The organism is Ensifer sp. R1-3, assembly GCF_056739175.1.
In genome coordinates, this window is record NZ_CP096515.1 from 115,648 (window position 1) to 129,006 (window position 13,359).

Annotated in this window: 14 protein-coding genes; 10 read left to right on the forward strand and 4 right to left on the reverse strand. The window is 61.2% G+C overall.

What is annotated here, in order from left to right; all coding sequences use genetic code 11:
- Positions 1-92: 92 nt before the first annotated feature.
- Positions 93-650, forward strand: a complete 558-nt coding sequence (locus M1D43_RS00560) for an NADPH-dependent FMN reductase (RefSeq protein ID WP_153314565.1) — start codon at positions 93-95, stop codon at positions 648-650.
- A gap of 3 nt (positions 651-653) precedes the next feature.
- Here the strand turns inward: M1D43_RS00560 and M1D43_RS00565 are convergent, their stop codons facing one another.
- Positions 654-2,210, reverse strand: a complete 1,557-nt coding sequence (locus tag M1D43_RS00565) for a VOC family protein (RefSeq protein WP_340085613.1) — start codon at positions 2,208-2,210, stop codon at positions 654-656.
- Positions 2,207-3,082 (reverse strand): SDR family NAD(P)-dependent oxidoreductase, encoded by an 876-nt coding sequence (locus tag M1D43_RS00570; protein ID WP_003525644.1) that lies wholly within the window; start codon positions 3,080-3,082, stop codon positions 2,207-2,209. Before M1D43_RS00570 ends, M1D43_RS00565 begins: the two co-directional genes overlap by 4 nt.
- A 291-nt stretch (positions 3,083-3,373) precedes the next feature.
- On the opposite strand from M1D43_RS00570, the gene M1D43_RS00575 reads away from it, so the two are divergent.
- A complete protein-coding gene (locus tag M1D43_RS00575; RefSeq protein WP_003525643.1) occupies positions 3,374-4,126 on the forward strand; it encodes a Crp/Fnr family transcriptional regulator in 753 nt (250 codons plus the stop codon).
- 124 nt (positions 4,127-4,250) lie between these two features.
- Positions 4,251-4,637 (forward strand): response regulator, encoded by a 387-nt coding sequence (locus M1D43_RS00580; RefSeq protein WP_003525641.1) that lies wholly within the window; start codon positions 4,251-4,253, stop codon positions 4,635-4,637.
- Between the two features lie 13 nt (positions 4,638-4,650).
- Here M1D43_RS00580 and cysQ read toward each other — a convergent pair whose 3' ends face one another.
- A complete protein-coding gene (gene cysQ / locus M1D43_RS00585; RefSeq protein ID WP_153314563.1) occupies positions 4,651-5,427 on the reverse strand; it encodes a 3'(2'),5'-bisphosphate nucleotidase CysQ in 777 nt (258 codons plus the stop codon).
- Between the two features lie 393 nt (positions 5,428-5,820).
- Here cysQ and M1D43_RS00590 point away from each other — a divergent pair, with 393 nt between their 5' ends.
- The 6 genes from M1D43_RS00590 (at position 5,821) to M1D43_RS00615 (ending at position 11,325) form a co-directional block, all read left to right on the forward strand.
- The gene (locus M1D43_RS00590) at positions 5,821-6,723 is read left to right on the forward strand and encodes a branched-chain amino acid ABC transporter permease (RefSeq protein ID WP_003525638.1); all 903 of its coding nucleotides are present in this window, start codon (positions 5,821-5,823) and stop codon (positions 6,721-6,723) included.
- 4 nt (positions 6,724-6,727) lie between these two features.
- Positions 6,728-8,113: a high-affinity branched-chain amino acid ABC transporter permease LivM gene (gene livM / locus M1D43_RS00595; RefSeq protein WP_010969969.1), complete on the forward strand. Its 1,386-nt coding sequence runs from the start codon at positions 6,728-6,730 to the stop codon at positions 8,111-8,113.
- Positions 8,113-9,000, forward strand: coding sequence for an ABC transporter ATP-binding protein (locus M1D43_RS00600; protein ID WP_003525635.1), 888 nt, complete (start codon positions 8,113-8,115; stop codon positions 8,998-9,000). Before livM ends, M1D43_RS00600 begins: the two co-directional genes overlap by 1 nt.
- The gene (locus tag M1D43_RS00605; RefSeq protein WP_003525634.1) at positions 8,997-9,722 is read left to right on the forward strand and encodes an ABC transporter ATP-binding protein; all 726 of its coding nucleotides are present in this window, start codon (positions 8,997-8,999) and stop codon (positions 9,720-9,722) included. The genes M1D43_RS00600 and M1D43_RS00605 overlap by 4 nt, the downstream gene beginning before the upstream one ends.
- A gap of 25 nt (positions 9,723-9,747) precedes the next feature.
- Positions 9,748-10,092, forward strand: a complete 345-nt coding sequence (locus tag M1D43_RS00610) for a DUF6867 family protein (RefSeq protein ID WP_027993112.1) — start codon at positions 9,748-9,750, stop codon at positions 10,090-10,092.
- A gap of 114 nt (positions 10,093-10,206) precedes the next feature.
- The gene (locus tag M1D43_RS00615) at positions 10,207-11,325 is read left to right on the forward strand and encodes a branched-chain amino acid ABC transporter substrate-binding protein (protein WP_003525631.1); all 1,119 of its coding nucleotides are present in this window, start codon (positions 10,207-10,209) and stop codon (positions 11,323-11,325) included.
- 305 nt (positions 11,326-11,630) lie between these two features.
- On the opposite strand, the gene M1D43_RS00620 is transcribed toward M1D43_RS00615, so the two are convergent.
- Complete coding sequence (locus M1D43_RS00620) at positions 11,631-12,083, reverse strand: MarR family winged helix-turn-helix transcriptional regulator (RefSeq protein WP_192923484.1); 453 nt, start codon at positions 12,081-12,083, stop codon at positions 11,631-11,633.
- Between the two features lie 180 nt (positions 12,084-12,263).
- Here M1D43_RS00620 and M1D43_RS00625 point away from each other — a divergent pair, with 180 nt between their 5' ends.
- A complete protein-coding gene (locus M1D43_RS00625; protein WP_153314561.1) occupies positions 12,264-13,259 on the forward strand; it encodes an alpha/beta fold hydrolase in 996 nt (331 codons plus the stop codon).
- Positions 13,260-13,359 lie beyond the last annotated feature (100 nt).

Consider the following 13,359-nt stretch of genomic DNA (forward strand, 5'->3'; position numbering starts at 1 on the left):
GATTCCGGCTTTCCTTTTGCCGCGAGCCCGCTAGTTTTTCGACTGACGCGGGATTTGCGCGGCATCGCGCCAGCGAAAGGAAATTGTCGTTCATGACCAAGCTTCTCGGCATATCGGGCAGTCTGCGGAAGACCTCCTTCAACACTGCATTGCTCAAAGCCGCACAGGCGGTCGCGCCGGACGGGGTCGAATTCGAGACCGCGACCTTGCATGGCATTCCGCTATATGACGGAGACGTGGAGGCCGAAAGCGGCGTTCCAGCCGCTGCGGAGGCGCTGAAGCAGAAGATCGTCGCGGCGGACGGCGTCATTCTCTTTACACCGGAATACAACAATTCGGTCCCGGGCGTTTTCAAGAATGCAATCGACTGGCTGAGCCGCCCGCCAGCCGACATAAAGAAGGTCTTCGGCGGCCGGCCGTTCGCGCTCGCCGGCGCATCTTCGGGAAGCTTCGGGACCATTCTCAGCCAAAACGCCTGGCTGTCGGTGATGCGGACGCTCGGCGCCGAAATGTGGTCGGGCAAGCGGCTGATGGTGCCGAAAGCCAACACGTTGTTCGACGGCGACGGACAACTGAAGGACGATCAGACCCTGGAGAGGCTGCGCGGCTTCGTACAGGCCTTCGCCGACCATGTCGCCGGGAAGGCATGACGCTCAGAAGCCGGATTCCGCGAGCCAGGGCCGGATGACGGCGATGTCTTCGACGCCTATTCCGTGACCGGTATCGAGGTCGACTTCCTCGAAATCGGCTCCGCTGGCCCTGAGCGCCGTCTTCAGTTCCGGTGCGTGTTTGCCGTAGGGATCGTCCTTGCCGGTGAGCATCAGCACTCTTGTGCCGGCAAGGTCCGGTTCGGGCGCGCTTTCGAGCGCCGCCATTGCGCGCATCATCACGGCGTTCCTGACGATGCCGGGGTGGAGAAGCAGCACGGCGGCGAGCAGGTTGGCGCCGTTGGAGTAGCCGATGAACACGGTCTTCTCCGGGTCGAGGCCGTAGCTCTCGCGCGCGCCCTCGACGAAGGCGGCAAAGGCTTCCGCTTCCGAGCGAATATCCTGCTGGTCGAATTTCGTCATCGAAAAGCGCCGGAACCAACGCGGGAAGCCTTCCTCGGCGCTGCGGCCGCGCACGCCCAGGAGAGTCGCATGCGGATCGAGCTGATGGCCGAAGGGCAGCATATCGATTTCGTTGCCGCCGCTGCCGTGCAGCAGCACGAAGGTGCGATCGTTCGCCTTCTCCGGGCGGTGGAACCGATGGATGAAAGGAAGGTCGCGCTGCGGCACCCTGGGTTCGCCGGGCAGCGCAAATTGCGGCAGCCTGACCAGCGTTGCCGTGGGGTCGCTCGCCAGATGCGGGGGCAGGAACAGCGTCGTGCCGAGAGCATCCGGAGCTTCGTCTACGGTAAAGCCGGGCCCGTCCGTAGCGAGCTCGCAGAGCGCACCGCCAGGCTCGCGCACATAGAGCGAGAAGAAATATTTCCGGTCATGCGCATTGGTGGCGCCGGCGTGCTCCTGCTCGAGATCGGCTCTCACCGCAAGCACGGTCGCCTCATCCGGGGCGCGGAAGGCGATGTGGTCGATCGTGCCGGTGCCGGGGGCGGCACTCCAGAAGCCGCCGGCATCGCGGACATCGATCACGTCCCCGGACGAGGAAGTGAGGCGGCGGATGCTCTCCGTCGCTCCCGTCTCGGTGTAGCCGAAGTGGTTTTGAAGGAAGTGCGCCGTGTCTTTGGGTATTTCCGTGAGCACCGTTGCGCCGCGTAAGCGGCGGATGGAGTCCGTTTCGGGGATGTCCCGGCCCGCCCAGGGCGCGGGCTCCGCAAGCGCGTTCGTTCCCACCAGCTTGACGATCACGCCGTCCGGATCCTTCAGACGCAGGACCGGTTCGCCGAATTCCTGCGAAGGGCCGGTCGCCTGGATATTGAACTTCAGCGCCCGCGTCATCCAGTAGCCGATGCTTTCGGGCGGAATGGCGAAGGCGATCTCGCTTGGCTGGCCGTGGCCGACCCGGCCCGGAGAGCCGTCCTCCCAGACCAGGAAACTCACGAGAGAGCCCGGCGAGCCCGCGGCGTCGCCGTAGAAGAGATGCAACTGATTGGGATCTTCGTAGCCGCCGGTCCGCTTGACGAGGTGCAGCCCCAGGAAGCCGACATAGAAATCGACATTGGCCTGTACCTTGCGGGCGATCAGGGTGATGTGATGAATGCCGCTCGTCACGGTTTGGTCCTCCCTGCCGTCGTCCCGGCGAGAAACGACTGGAAGGCCTCGCCGTAGTCCGGGTGCCAGCGTGAAAGCGGCGGCCGGTTCTCGACGATGTCTCCCGCTGCCCAAAGGATCCGCTTTTCATCCGTCGGACGCGCGACCTCGTTGTCGGGGCAAAGGATATAGAAGTCGCCGCGGGCAAGGCCCTCCATCATGAAGTCCACCGTCTGTTCCGGCGTCCAGGCGCCGGCCGGCTTTTCCGTGCGCCCTTGCGCGGTGAGGGACGTGTAGACGAAACCGGGGATCAGCAGATGCGCATTGACCTTGCAGTCCTCGGTATTGCGCAGTTCGTGCTGCAGGGCCTCGGTGAAGACCTTCACGCCCGCTTTCGAAAGGTTATAGGCGGGATCGCCGGGCGGCGTGGTGATGCCCTGTTTCGAACCCGTGTTGATGATGAGCGCCGGCTGCCCGTGGGCAATCATGGCCGGGGCAAAGATGCGCGAACCGTTGATGACGCCCCAGAGATTGACGCCGATCACAGCTTCCCAATTTTCGAGCGGGCCGAAGAGGGAACTGCCTGGCTGGACGCCGGCATTGTTCATCAGCACATGGACGTGGCCGAAGCGCTCGCGCGTCGCGCGCGCGAGGGCCACGAGGTCGTCCGCCAGCGACACGTCGGTCTCGATCGCGGCGACATCGCCGGAACCGCCCGGAGCCGCCTTCGCTACCTCGGCTGCCGCTGCCTGCAACTTCTCACCGCCGAGATCCGCGAGCACGACCTTCATTCCGAGGCTGGCGAAGCGCCGTGCCGAGGCAAGGCCGATGCCCGAGGCGGCGCCGGTCACGACGGCGACGTTGTTCTTGTCGATAGCGGAGTAGGACAACATGGGCTTCAATCCTGCTAGATCATGTTCATGAATTCAGGTCGGTCCCCAGCCTAAGTCACGGACCTGATCGACTCCAATATGTCAGAGCGGGATGCGGGCGGAAACCGCGCGCGTTCTTCCAATCCGCTCCAACAACGGGTAGAGGCAGACATAGGGTCTGGCCGCGGGCAAGTCCATGATGCGAGGCGGTGTTCACCAGCTTTCGTCTTCGACCTTGTCGTTCTTTTGCGCCATGCTACCTTGTGAAGTCCGCCCCCATCCGCTCCGGTCCGCCGGGCCTCGAGATACTTCATGATAACCGAAGGAAAATTCACCAAAGGCACGCCCTGCAGGGACTGTCCCTTGCGCCCGCTTCCGCTGTTCCGCCCGTTCAAGGCGGAAGAACTTGCATTCGTCTCCCACTTCAAGATAGGCGAACTCGCCTTCGGCGCGAGCGCGACGATACTCGCAGAAGGGGAGCAAAGCGAACATCTCTTCACGGTACTTTCCGGATGGGGCTTTCGCTACAAGATGCTCGATGACGGCCGGCGACAGATCCTGAACTATGTGATGCCGGGCGATATCGTCGGGCTGCAAGGCACTCTCATGGGCGAGATGCAGCATTCGATCGAGGCGCTTTCGCCGGTCGTTCTCTGCGTCTTCCAGCGCGACAGGCTCGCAGAACTGTACAGGGAGCACCCCGACCTCGCCTATGACCTGACCTGGATCGCAGCGCGCGAGGAGAGGATGCTGGACGAGAATCTGTTGAGCATCGGCCGCCGCTCCGCTGTGGAGCGGGCAGCCTACCTCATCGCCTTTCTCTACCAGAGGGCCGCCACGCTGGAACTCTTCAGCAGCGGTTGGAGCGTTATTCCCGTCACGCAGCAACATGTTGCCGACACGCTCGGCCTCTCGATCGTCCACACCAACAAGACGCTGAAGAAGCTGGCCGCCAGGGGTCTCCTGCGCTGGGCCGAGAAGGGCTGCGACGTCCACGACATCGACGGCTTGCTTGCGCTTGCAGGCTGGGACGGATTGAGCGAGCCGAAGCGGCCGCTGATTTGATGCGAAGCTTCATGCGTCAAATTACGTACAACATGTCTTTTTTAAATGCGCCCGGCCTACCGGGTGTTCTATTAGCCGCTTCTTTGAGGTCTCGAAAATCGAGGAGACCGAGGATGCAGATATAATGCCAGTCAGTCAGGTTCCGCCGGCCATCAAGTCAGTCCTCGTCCTCGAGGATAATTTCCTTATCGCACTGGACATGGAGGAGATGCTCGTCGCTCTCGGGGTGACGAGCGTTGACGTCGCCACCACCAAGTCAAAGGCGATGGAACTCATCGCGGATCATACGTACGATTTCGCAATTCTCGACATCAACCTGGGGGATGACACGAGCTTTGCCGTTGCCGATGCGCTGATGGCACGGGGTATAAGCTTCGGCTTCACCAGCGGCTACGGGGAACTGTTGGCGCTGCCCAGCCATCTTCGCGATGTCCCGAGGATCGACAAACCCTTCAGCGAGGGAACGCTCGGCAGCCTCATCGCCACGGCCGCCCCTTCGAGAGACATGTGACCGCGGTTGCGGGTCACGCCCTGCCGCGCGAGATGAACCAGGGATTGGCGAAGTCGCTGTCATCCGATTGATTGCGCTTGCCGTAGCCAAGCGGATTGCCCCCCATCGTCAGTGTTTCACCGCCTGCCGACCTCAGGATCGCGTCGCCCGCCGCGGTGTCCCACTCCATCGTCCGGCTGAAGCGCGGATAGATGTCCGCAATGCCTTCGGCCAGCAGGCAAAACTTCAGCGATGAGCCGACGGCCTCATGATCGCTGATGCCCTGATTGGTGAGGAAGGAGATCGTCTCGGGGCTGTTGTGCCAGCGGCTGGTAAGCGCCATCGGCCGGTCGCCGCAACGGCGGCAGCCGATGGTGGTCCATTCGCCCGTGACCTGTCCATCCTCGACCACCGCCTTCTTCGCCATGCCGGCGGCCGCCGAATAGATGAGGCCGAGAGCCGGTGCATAGACGACACCGACGACGGGTGCACCGTTTTCTACGAGCCCGATATTCACGGTGAAATGGCTGTTGCGTTCGACGAATTCCTTCGTGCCGTCCAGCGGGTCGACGAGGAAGAACCGCTTTCCGGCGATATCGGGAACGCGACCTGCGGCGACCTCCTCCTCCGCGACGACCGGAATATCCGGAAAGGCGGCCGCCAGATCGGCAAGGATGATCCGCTCGGCACGATGGTCCGCATCGGTCACGGGCGAGGCGTCAGCCTTGTAGGTGACAGCCGGACCGGCACGGTAAATTTCCAGGATGGCTTGTCCGGCGGCGAGTGCCGATGTTTCCAGTATGTCCAGCATTGCTTCCTGTTCTTGCGGTCGAGGCGATTCGCTTTGGAGCGCCTCGCCTCTTATCAGACGGGCAACGGCCACTGTAGCACTTGAATTGCTGCGCGGGTCACTTGCCGCGGCGGGCCCGGGGCTTCCCACCAAGTAACGCGCCTCACTTCATTGCCGCTTTCAGCCCTTTGCTGCCGAAGTTGGCTATTTCGCAAGCGAATGCTGCTGAAATTTTCATTTTTCTGGCTCCAAAAGTGTCAAATCGATTTTATCGCGGAACAATTTGGTGGTGGCGCATTTTTTAGCTTTCATTTTCATTTGAAAGCGGTATGAAATCGGGCTTAGAGCATGCTCGAAAACGAGTATTAAAAAACAAGAGATCGGACCGACAGGATCCGGTCCAGGGGAAGATTGATGGAGTATTTTGTCCAGCAGCTCGTCAACGGGCTGACGCTTGGGTCTATTTATGGTATGATCGCGATCGGTTATACCATGGTCTACGGCATCATCGGCATGATCAACTTCGCCCACGGCGATATTTTCATGCTTGGCGGCTTTGCCGCATTGATCGTCTTCTTGCTTCTCACGACATTTATTGCCGGCGTGCCGGTTGTACTGGCGCTTTTGATCATGATGGTCGTCGGTATGCTGACGGCTGCGCTTTGGAACTGGACCATCGAGCGCGTGGCCTATCGCCCGCTTCGCGGCTCCTTCCGTCTGGCGCCGCTGATCACGGCGATCGGCATGTCGATCGTGCTGTCGAACTTCATTCAGGTGACGCAGGGTCCGCGGAACAAGCCGATCCCGCCGCTGGTCTCCTCGGTCTATGACCTGTTCGGTATCTCGGTTTCGCTGAAGCAGATCATCATCGTCGTCATCACGGCAATCCTGCTTTCGGTCTTCTGGTACATCGTCAACCGAACTCCGCTCGGACGAGCCCAGCGTGCGACCGAACAGGACCGCAAGATGGCAGCCTTGCTCGGTGTCGATGTCGATCGGACGATCTCGGTGACCTTCATCATGGGAGCCGCACTCGCCGCCGTCGCCGGGACGATGTACCTGATGTATTACGGCGTGGTCGTGTTCACCGACGGTTTCGCTCCGGGTGTCAAGGCGTTTACCGCTGCCGTTCTCGGTGGGATCGGCTCGCTTCCCGGTGCCGTGCTCGGCGGCTTGCTGATCGGCCTCATCGAGTCGCTGTGGTCCGCCTACTTCACCATCGACTACAAGGATGTCGCGACCTTCTCGATTCTCGCGATCGTCCTGATCTTCAAGCCGTCAGGTATTCTCGGACGACCGGAAGTCGAGAAGGTATAGTTCCATGGCAAATGTCGCATCCACAACCGCAAGCGCCGGCAGCGAGCTGACGGCGCGGGCGCTCCGCGAGGCTGTCTTTGCGGGCCTCATCACGCTCGGCATGTTCGTGCTCTTCGTCGGCCTCAAGACCGACCAGAACATCCGCAACGAACTCATCCTCACGCAGCGCTGGGGCCTGCTCGCGACCTTCGTGGCCATCGCCATGGTTGGCCGCTTCCTCATGGTCGCCTATGTCCAGCCGCGGCTGGCGCAGCGCAAGGCGGCGAAGGCGGCCGCGCCCGATGTGGTGAAGGAGGAGACGTTCTTCAGCCGCAACTGGTCGAAGATCGCGGTCATCCTGCTGCTGATCTACCCACCGGTGATCGTCGCGCTCGTGGGCGTCCAGGGATCGCTGAAATGGGTCGACAATTTCGGCATTCAGATTCTCATCTACGTGATGCTTGCCTGGGGCCTCAACATCGTCGTCGGTCTCGCCGGACTGCTCGATCTCGGCTATGTGGCCTTCTATGCCGTCGGCGCCTATTCCTACGCGCTGCTCTCCAGCTATTTCGGCCTGTCCTTCTGGGTGCTGCTGCCGATTGCCGGCCTTCTCGCCGCCTGCTGGGGCGTCGTCCTCGGCTTTCCGGTGCTGCGCCTCAGGGGCGACTACCTCGCCATCGTGACGCTCGCTTTCGGCGAGATCATCCGCCTCGTGCTGATCAATTGGACAGAGGTCACGAAAGGCACGTTCGGCGTTTCCGGCATCGCCAAGGCGACGCTCTTCGGTATCAAGTTCGATGCTACGAAGGACGGCTTCGCGGCAATGATGGGCCTGCCGATGTCTTCGGCCTATTACAAGATCTTCCTGTTCTATCTGATCCTCGGCCTCGCCCTGCTGACGGCCTTCGTCACGATCCGGCTGCGCCGGATGCCGATCGGCCGCGCCTGGGAGGCGTTGCGGGAAGACGAGATCGCCTGCCGGTCCCTCGGTATCAACACCGTCACCACAAAGCTGACGGCGTTTGCGACGGGGGCGATGTTCGGCGGCTTTGCCGGTTCGTTCTTCGCCGTGCGTCAGGGCTTCGTCTCGCCCGAATCCTTCGTCTTCCTGGAATCCGCCGTTATCCTCGCCATCGTGGTTCTCGGCGGCATGGGCTCGCTGACGGGTATCGCCATCGCCGCCGTCGTCATGATCGGCGGCACGGAAATCCTGCGTGAACTGACCTTCCTCAAGATGATCTTCGGACCGACCTTCACGCCGGAACTCTATCGCATGCTGATCTTCGGCCTCGCCATGGTCGTCGTCATGGTCTGGAAGCCGCGCGGCTTCGTCGGATCACGCGAGCCGACCGCGTTCCTGCGCGAACGCAGGGCAATCTCCGGCAGCTTCACCAAAGAGGGGCACGGCTGATGGCCTTTGGGACCGACACCATGACAAAAGACCCCATCCTCAAGGTTGAACGCCTGTCGATGCGCTTCGGCGGTCTCATGGCCATCAACGACTTCTCCTTCGAGGCGGAGCGCGGCGAGATCACCGCGCTGATCGGTCCGAACGGAGCGGGCAAGACGACGGTGTTCAACTGCATCACCGGTTTCTACAAACCGACGATGGGCATGATCACCATGCGGCAGAAGTCGGGCGCCGAATTCCTTCTGGAACGGCTGCCGGATTTCGAGATCACCAAAAAGGCCAAGGTGGCTCGGACCTTCCAGAACATCCGCATGTTCTCGGGCCTGACGGTGCTCGAAAATCTGCTCGTTGCCCAGCACAACAAGCTGATGCGGGCATCCGGCTATACCATTCTCGGCCTGTTCGGCTTCCCGGCCTATCGCGAGGCATCCAGGGAATCGATCGAGCTCGCCAGGCACTGGCTCGAAAAGGCATCGCTGACCGAGCGGGCCGACGATCCAGCCGGCGACCTACCCTATGGCGCTCAGCGGCGGCTCGAGATCGCCCGCGCAATGTGTACCGGGCCGGAGCTTCTCTGCCTGGACGAGCCCGCGGCGGGTCTCAATCCGCGTGAATCGCTCGCCCTCAATGCGCTGCTGCAGGAGATCCGCCGCGATACCGGCACCTCCATCCTGTTGATCGAGCACGATATGTCCGTGGTGATGGAAATATCGGATCACGTCGTCGTGCTCGAATACGGTCAGAAGATTTCCGACGGCAACCCGGACTTCGTGAAGAACGATCCAAGGGTCATTGCGGCCTATCTGGGTGTCGAGGATGAAGAGGTTGAAGAGGTGATCGGAGAAATCGAGGAAATCGAGGGCGAGCGTGGGGGGCCCGGACAATGACTGCGCCCCTGCTGCATGTGAGAAGCGTCGAGACCTATTACGGCAACATCCGCGCGCTGAACGGCGTCGACATGGAGGTCCATCGCGGCGAGATCGTTGCGCTGATCGGCGCCAATGGCGCCGGGAAATCGACGCTCATGATGACGATCTGCGGCAGCCCGCAGGCGCGCACCGGCTCGGTTCACTTCGACGGCCAGGACATCACGCGTCTGCCGACGCATGAGATCGCGCGTCTGAGGATTGCCCAGTCGCCGGAAGGGCGCCGGATTTTCCCGCGCATGACGGTGCTCGAGAACCTTCAGATGGGTGCGAGCCTCGACAATCTGAAGCACTTCAAGGAAGACGTCGAAAAGGTCTTCACGCTTTTCCCGCGGCTCAAGGAGCGGCAGGCGCAGCGTGGGGGTACGCTTTCGGGAGGCGAGCAGCAGATGCTGTCGATCGGCCGTGCGCTGATGGCCCGTCCGAAGCTCCTGCTGCTCGACGAACCGTCGCTCGGGCTTGCGCCGCTGATCGTCAAGGGCATCTTCGAAGCGATCAAGGTGCTCAACAAGAACGAGGGACTCACCGTGTTCCTCGTCGAGCAGAACGCCTTCGGAGCGCTCAAGCTCTCCGATCGAGGCTATGTAATGGTCAACGGCCGTGTGACGATGAGCGGGTCGGGCAAGGACCTCCTCGCCAATCCGGAGGTTCGCGCGGCCTATCTCGAAGGCGGCCGCCATTGATCCGCCGCGTCTGGAGTTGAGTGAGATGCAGGGAATTCTCTACGAAGAAGCCTCGATCTGGCAGTTTTTATTCATCACCTGCGTTCTCGGGGGCTGGACGGCGTGGCGGACCGGCAAGAGCGTCGCGGAAAGCTGGGGTGGTGTTCCGCGGCTCTTGATTTATGTCGCGCTTTTGGGCTGGGGCATCCGCTTCATCCATCATGCGCTTTTCAACGGGACGATGTTCACCCTGCAATACTATATCGTGGACACGCTCGTCCTTTTGTTGTTTGCTACCGCTGGTTTCCGTTACTATCGGACCAAGCAAATGGCCAGCATGTACTATTGGCTTTATGAAAAAACCTCGCCTTTCTCCTGGAAGGCAAAATAAGGGAACAGCGCGTGCCGGTCCGCGCGGCCGGTGCGAAAGAACACCGGCGCAATGATGGTGGGCATTGCGCAGGCTTATGAAACGAGACCCGCTCGAATAATTGGGAGTAACAAGATGAAAAAGTCTCTTCTGTCGGCCGTTGCGCTGACAGCAATGGTCGCCTTCAGCGGCACCGCGTGGGCTGACATCCTGGTCGGTGTCGGTGGTCCGTTGACTGGTCCGAACGCCGCCTTCGGCGCGCAGCTCCAGAAAGGTGCAGAACAGGCGGCCGAGGACATCAATGCTGCAGGCGGCATCAATGGGGAACAGATCAAGGTCGTACTCGGCGACGACGTTTCGGATCCCAAGCAGGGTGTTTCCGTCGCCCAGAAATTCGTGGCCGATGGCGTGAAATTCGTCGTTGGTCACTTCAACTCGGGCGTCTCGATTCCCGCATCGGAAATCTATGCGGAAAACGGCATCCTGCAGGTGACGCCAGCCTCGACCAACCCGCAGTTCACCGAACGCGGCCTGTGGAACACCTTCCGCACCTGCGGCCGTGACGACCAGCAGGGCGCCGTTGCGGGCGCCTATATCGCGGCCAATTTCAAGGACGCGAAGGTCGCCGTCATTCACGACAAGACCCCCTATGGTCAGGGCCTTGCCGACGAAACCAAGAAGTCGATGAACGAAGCCGGCGTCACCGAGGCGCTCTATGAAGGCATCAACACCGGCGACAAGGACTTCTCCGCACTTATCGCCAAGATGAAGCAGGCTGGTGTCTCGATCGTCTATTACGGCGGTCTGCACACGGAAGCCGGCCTGATCATGCGTCAGATGAAGGACCAGGGCCTGAAGGCGACGATGATGTCAGGCGACGGCATCGTCTCGAACGAACTGGCCTCGATTGCCGGCGATGCGGTCGACGGCACGCTGATGACCTTCGCACCGGACCCGCGCAAGAGCCCGGCCGCCAAGGACCTCGTCGAGAAGTTCCGCGCCGCCGGCTTCGAGCCTGAAGCCTACACGCTCTATGCCTATGCGGCCCTTCAGGTGATCGCAGAAGGCGCCAAGGCCGCCGGCAACACCGATCCGCAGGCGGTCGCCGAAGCCATCAAGGCCAAGGGCCCGTTCAAGACGGCAATCGGCGAGCTCGGCTTTGACGAAAAGGGCGACATCACCCGCCCGGACTACGTCATGTACACCTGGAAGAAGGGTGACGACGGCAAGTTCAGCTACTTCCAGAACGAATAGTTCTTTTTCATAGGCAATCTGGAAGGCCCGGCGGCATACGCCGGGCCTTCTGCTGTTTGGAGCCAGCGAGATTGCTTGGAAGAGCAAATCGGACGATCAGAAGGGTCTAAGTGTTAGAGCGGGCTGAGGAAAAGTGTGTGCGGTTTTCCGGCCGCATCCCGCGTCTCGACTTCTTGGAATAGATCACGGCCATGTAGGTCGACCCGACCTAGGTAACTCCCGTGGTTCGATAGGACTGTTTGTGAACCACTCTGGTTTATCAAGGTTCCATTCGAGAGCCGACGCTTCCTGTTCAATGACGCACTTTATCGCAGCAGCGACGCCCGGAGAGCCGCGATTTCTTGTTTCAGCCGGGCGACCTCTGCCGGCTCCATTCCCGTCGCATCGGCAATGCCGATCGGAACGCGGCTTGCTTTTTCCCTGAGCGCGCGGCCGGTCTCGGTCAGTCGCACACGCACTTGCCGCTCATCGGCCTTGTCGCGGGTCCGCAAAATGTAGCCCATGGCTTCCAGCCGCTTCAGCATGGGAGTGAGGGTGCTCGACTCCAGGAACAGCTTCTCGCCCAGACTGCCGACGGTCTGGTCGTCCTTTTCCCAAAGAGCCACCATCACGAGGTATTGCGGGTAGGTCAGGTCGAGCTCGTCGAGGAGCGGCTTGTAGACACGCGTGAAGGCGTGATTTGCGGAGTAGATCGCAAAGCACAGGAAGTTGTCGAGCTTCATGAGGTCCTCCGAGGAGGGGAGGTTCGTCTTCGCCATCGCTTCGGTCCCGGTTGTCGTGCCCACTAAAATAAATCGTTCGCGATATAATCGCAAGGTATTGACATCGGACGGAGTGCACGATAAATATCGCACACGATTTAATCGCCGTCGATATAAAATTGCGTTAGCGGTTGGATCGTGAATTTTGACCGGCCTTCAGGGAAAGGAGCATTTCCAATGACCAAGTCTCAGGTGAAGACAACCACGAACGACGTTTCCCGCAGAGAAATTCTGGCAGGCGCAATCGGCGCCGCCACCGCCGCGGCCGCTCTCTCTGCCGCCAACCCGGCCGTCGCCGGTGGTGCTGAGCCGCCCGCCGGTGCGGTGACCCCGGGAGCAACCGGCAGCAGGATCATCACGCGTGATGGCGTCGAGATCTACTACAAGGACTGGGGTCCGAAGGGCGGACCTGTGGTCATCCTCAGCCATGGCTGGCCGCTTTCGTCGGATAGCTGGGAGGCACAGGCCTTCTATCTCGCCAATAACGGCTTTCGGGTCGTCACCCATGACCGCCGCGGCCACGGCCGTTCGAGCCAGCCATGGGACGGCAACGACATGGACCATTATGCCGACGATCTCGCCGATCTGATCGAAACGCTGGACCTCAAGGATATCTTCCTTGCCGGCTTCTCGACCGGCGGCGGCGAAGTCGCCCGTTATATCGGACGGCACGGCACGGCCCGCGTCGCCAAGGCAGGACTGATCTCGGCAGTGCCGCCCTTGATGGTCAAGACCGACGACAACCCCGGCGGTCTGCCAAAGGAGGTGTTCGACGGCCTGCAGGCCGCCAGCCTCGCCGATCGCTCGCAGCTTTACCGGGACATCGCCTCGGGCCCGTTCTTCGGCTTCAACCGGCCCGGCGCGAAACCTTCGCAGGGCATGATCGACAGTTTCTGGCTGCAGGGCATGACGGCCGGTCACAAGAACGCCTATGACTCCATCGTCGCCTTTTCGCAGACGGATTTCACGGAGGACTTGAAGAAGTTCGATGTGCCGACGCTCATCATCCATGGCGACGATGACCAGGTCGTGCCCATCGATGCGGCCGCGCGTGCCTCCAAGAAGCTGGTCCCTCAGGCCGAGCTGAAGGTTTATCCGGGTGCTCCGCACGGCATCACGGACACCCACAAGGACCAGCTCAACAAGGACCTGCTCGACTTCGCAAGGTCCTGAGACAGCGGGATTGCTGCAGGCAAAGCAGCTGAAAAGGGCACCGCCGGGTGCCCTTTTTGTATCTGACCGGCTACCCATCGGCTCGATTTCATGCACTATC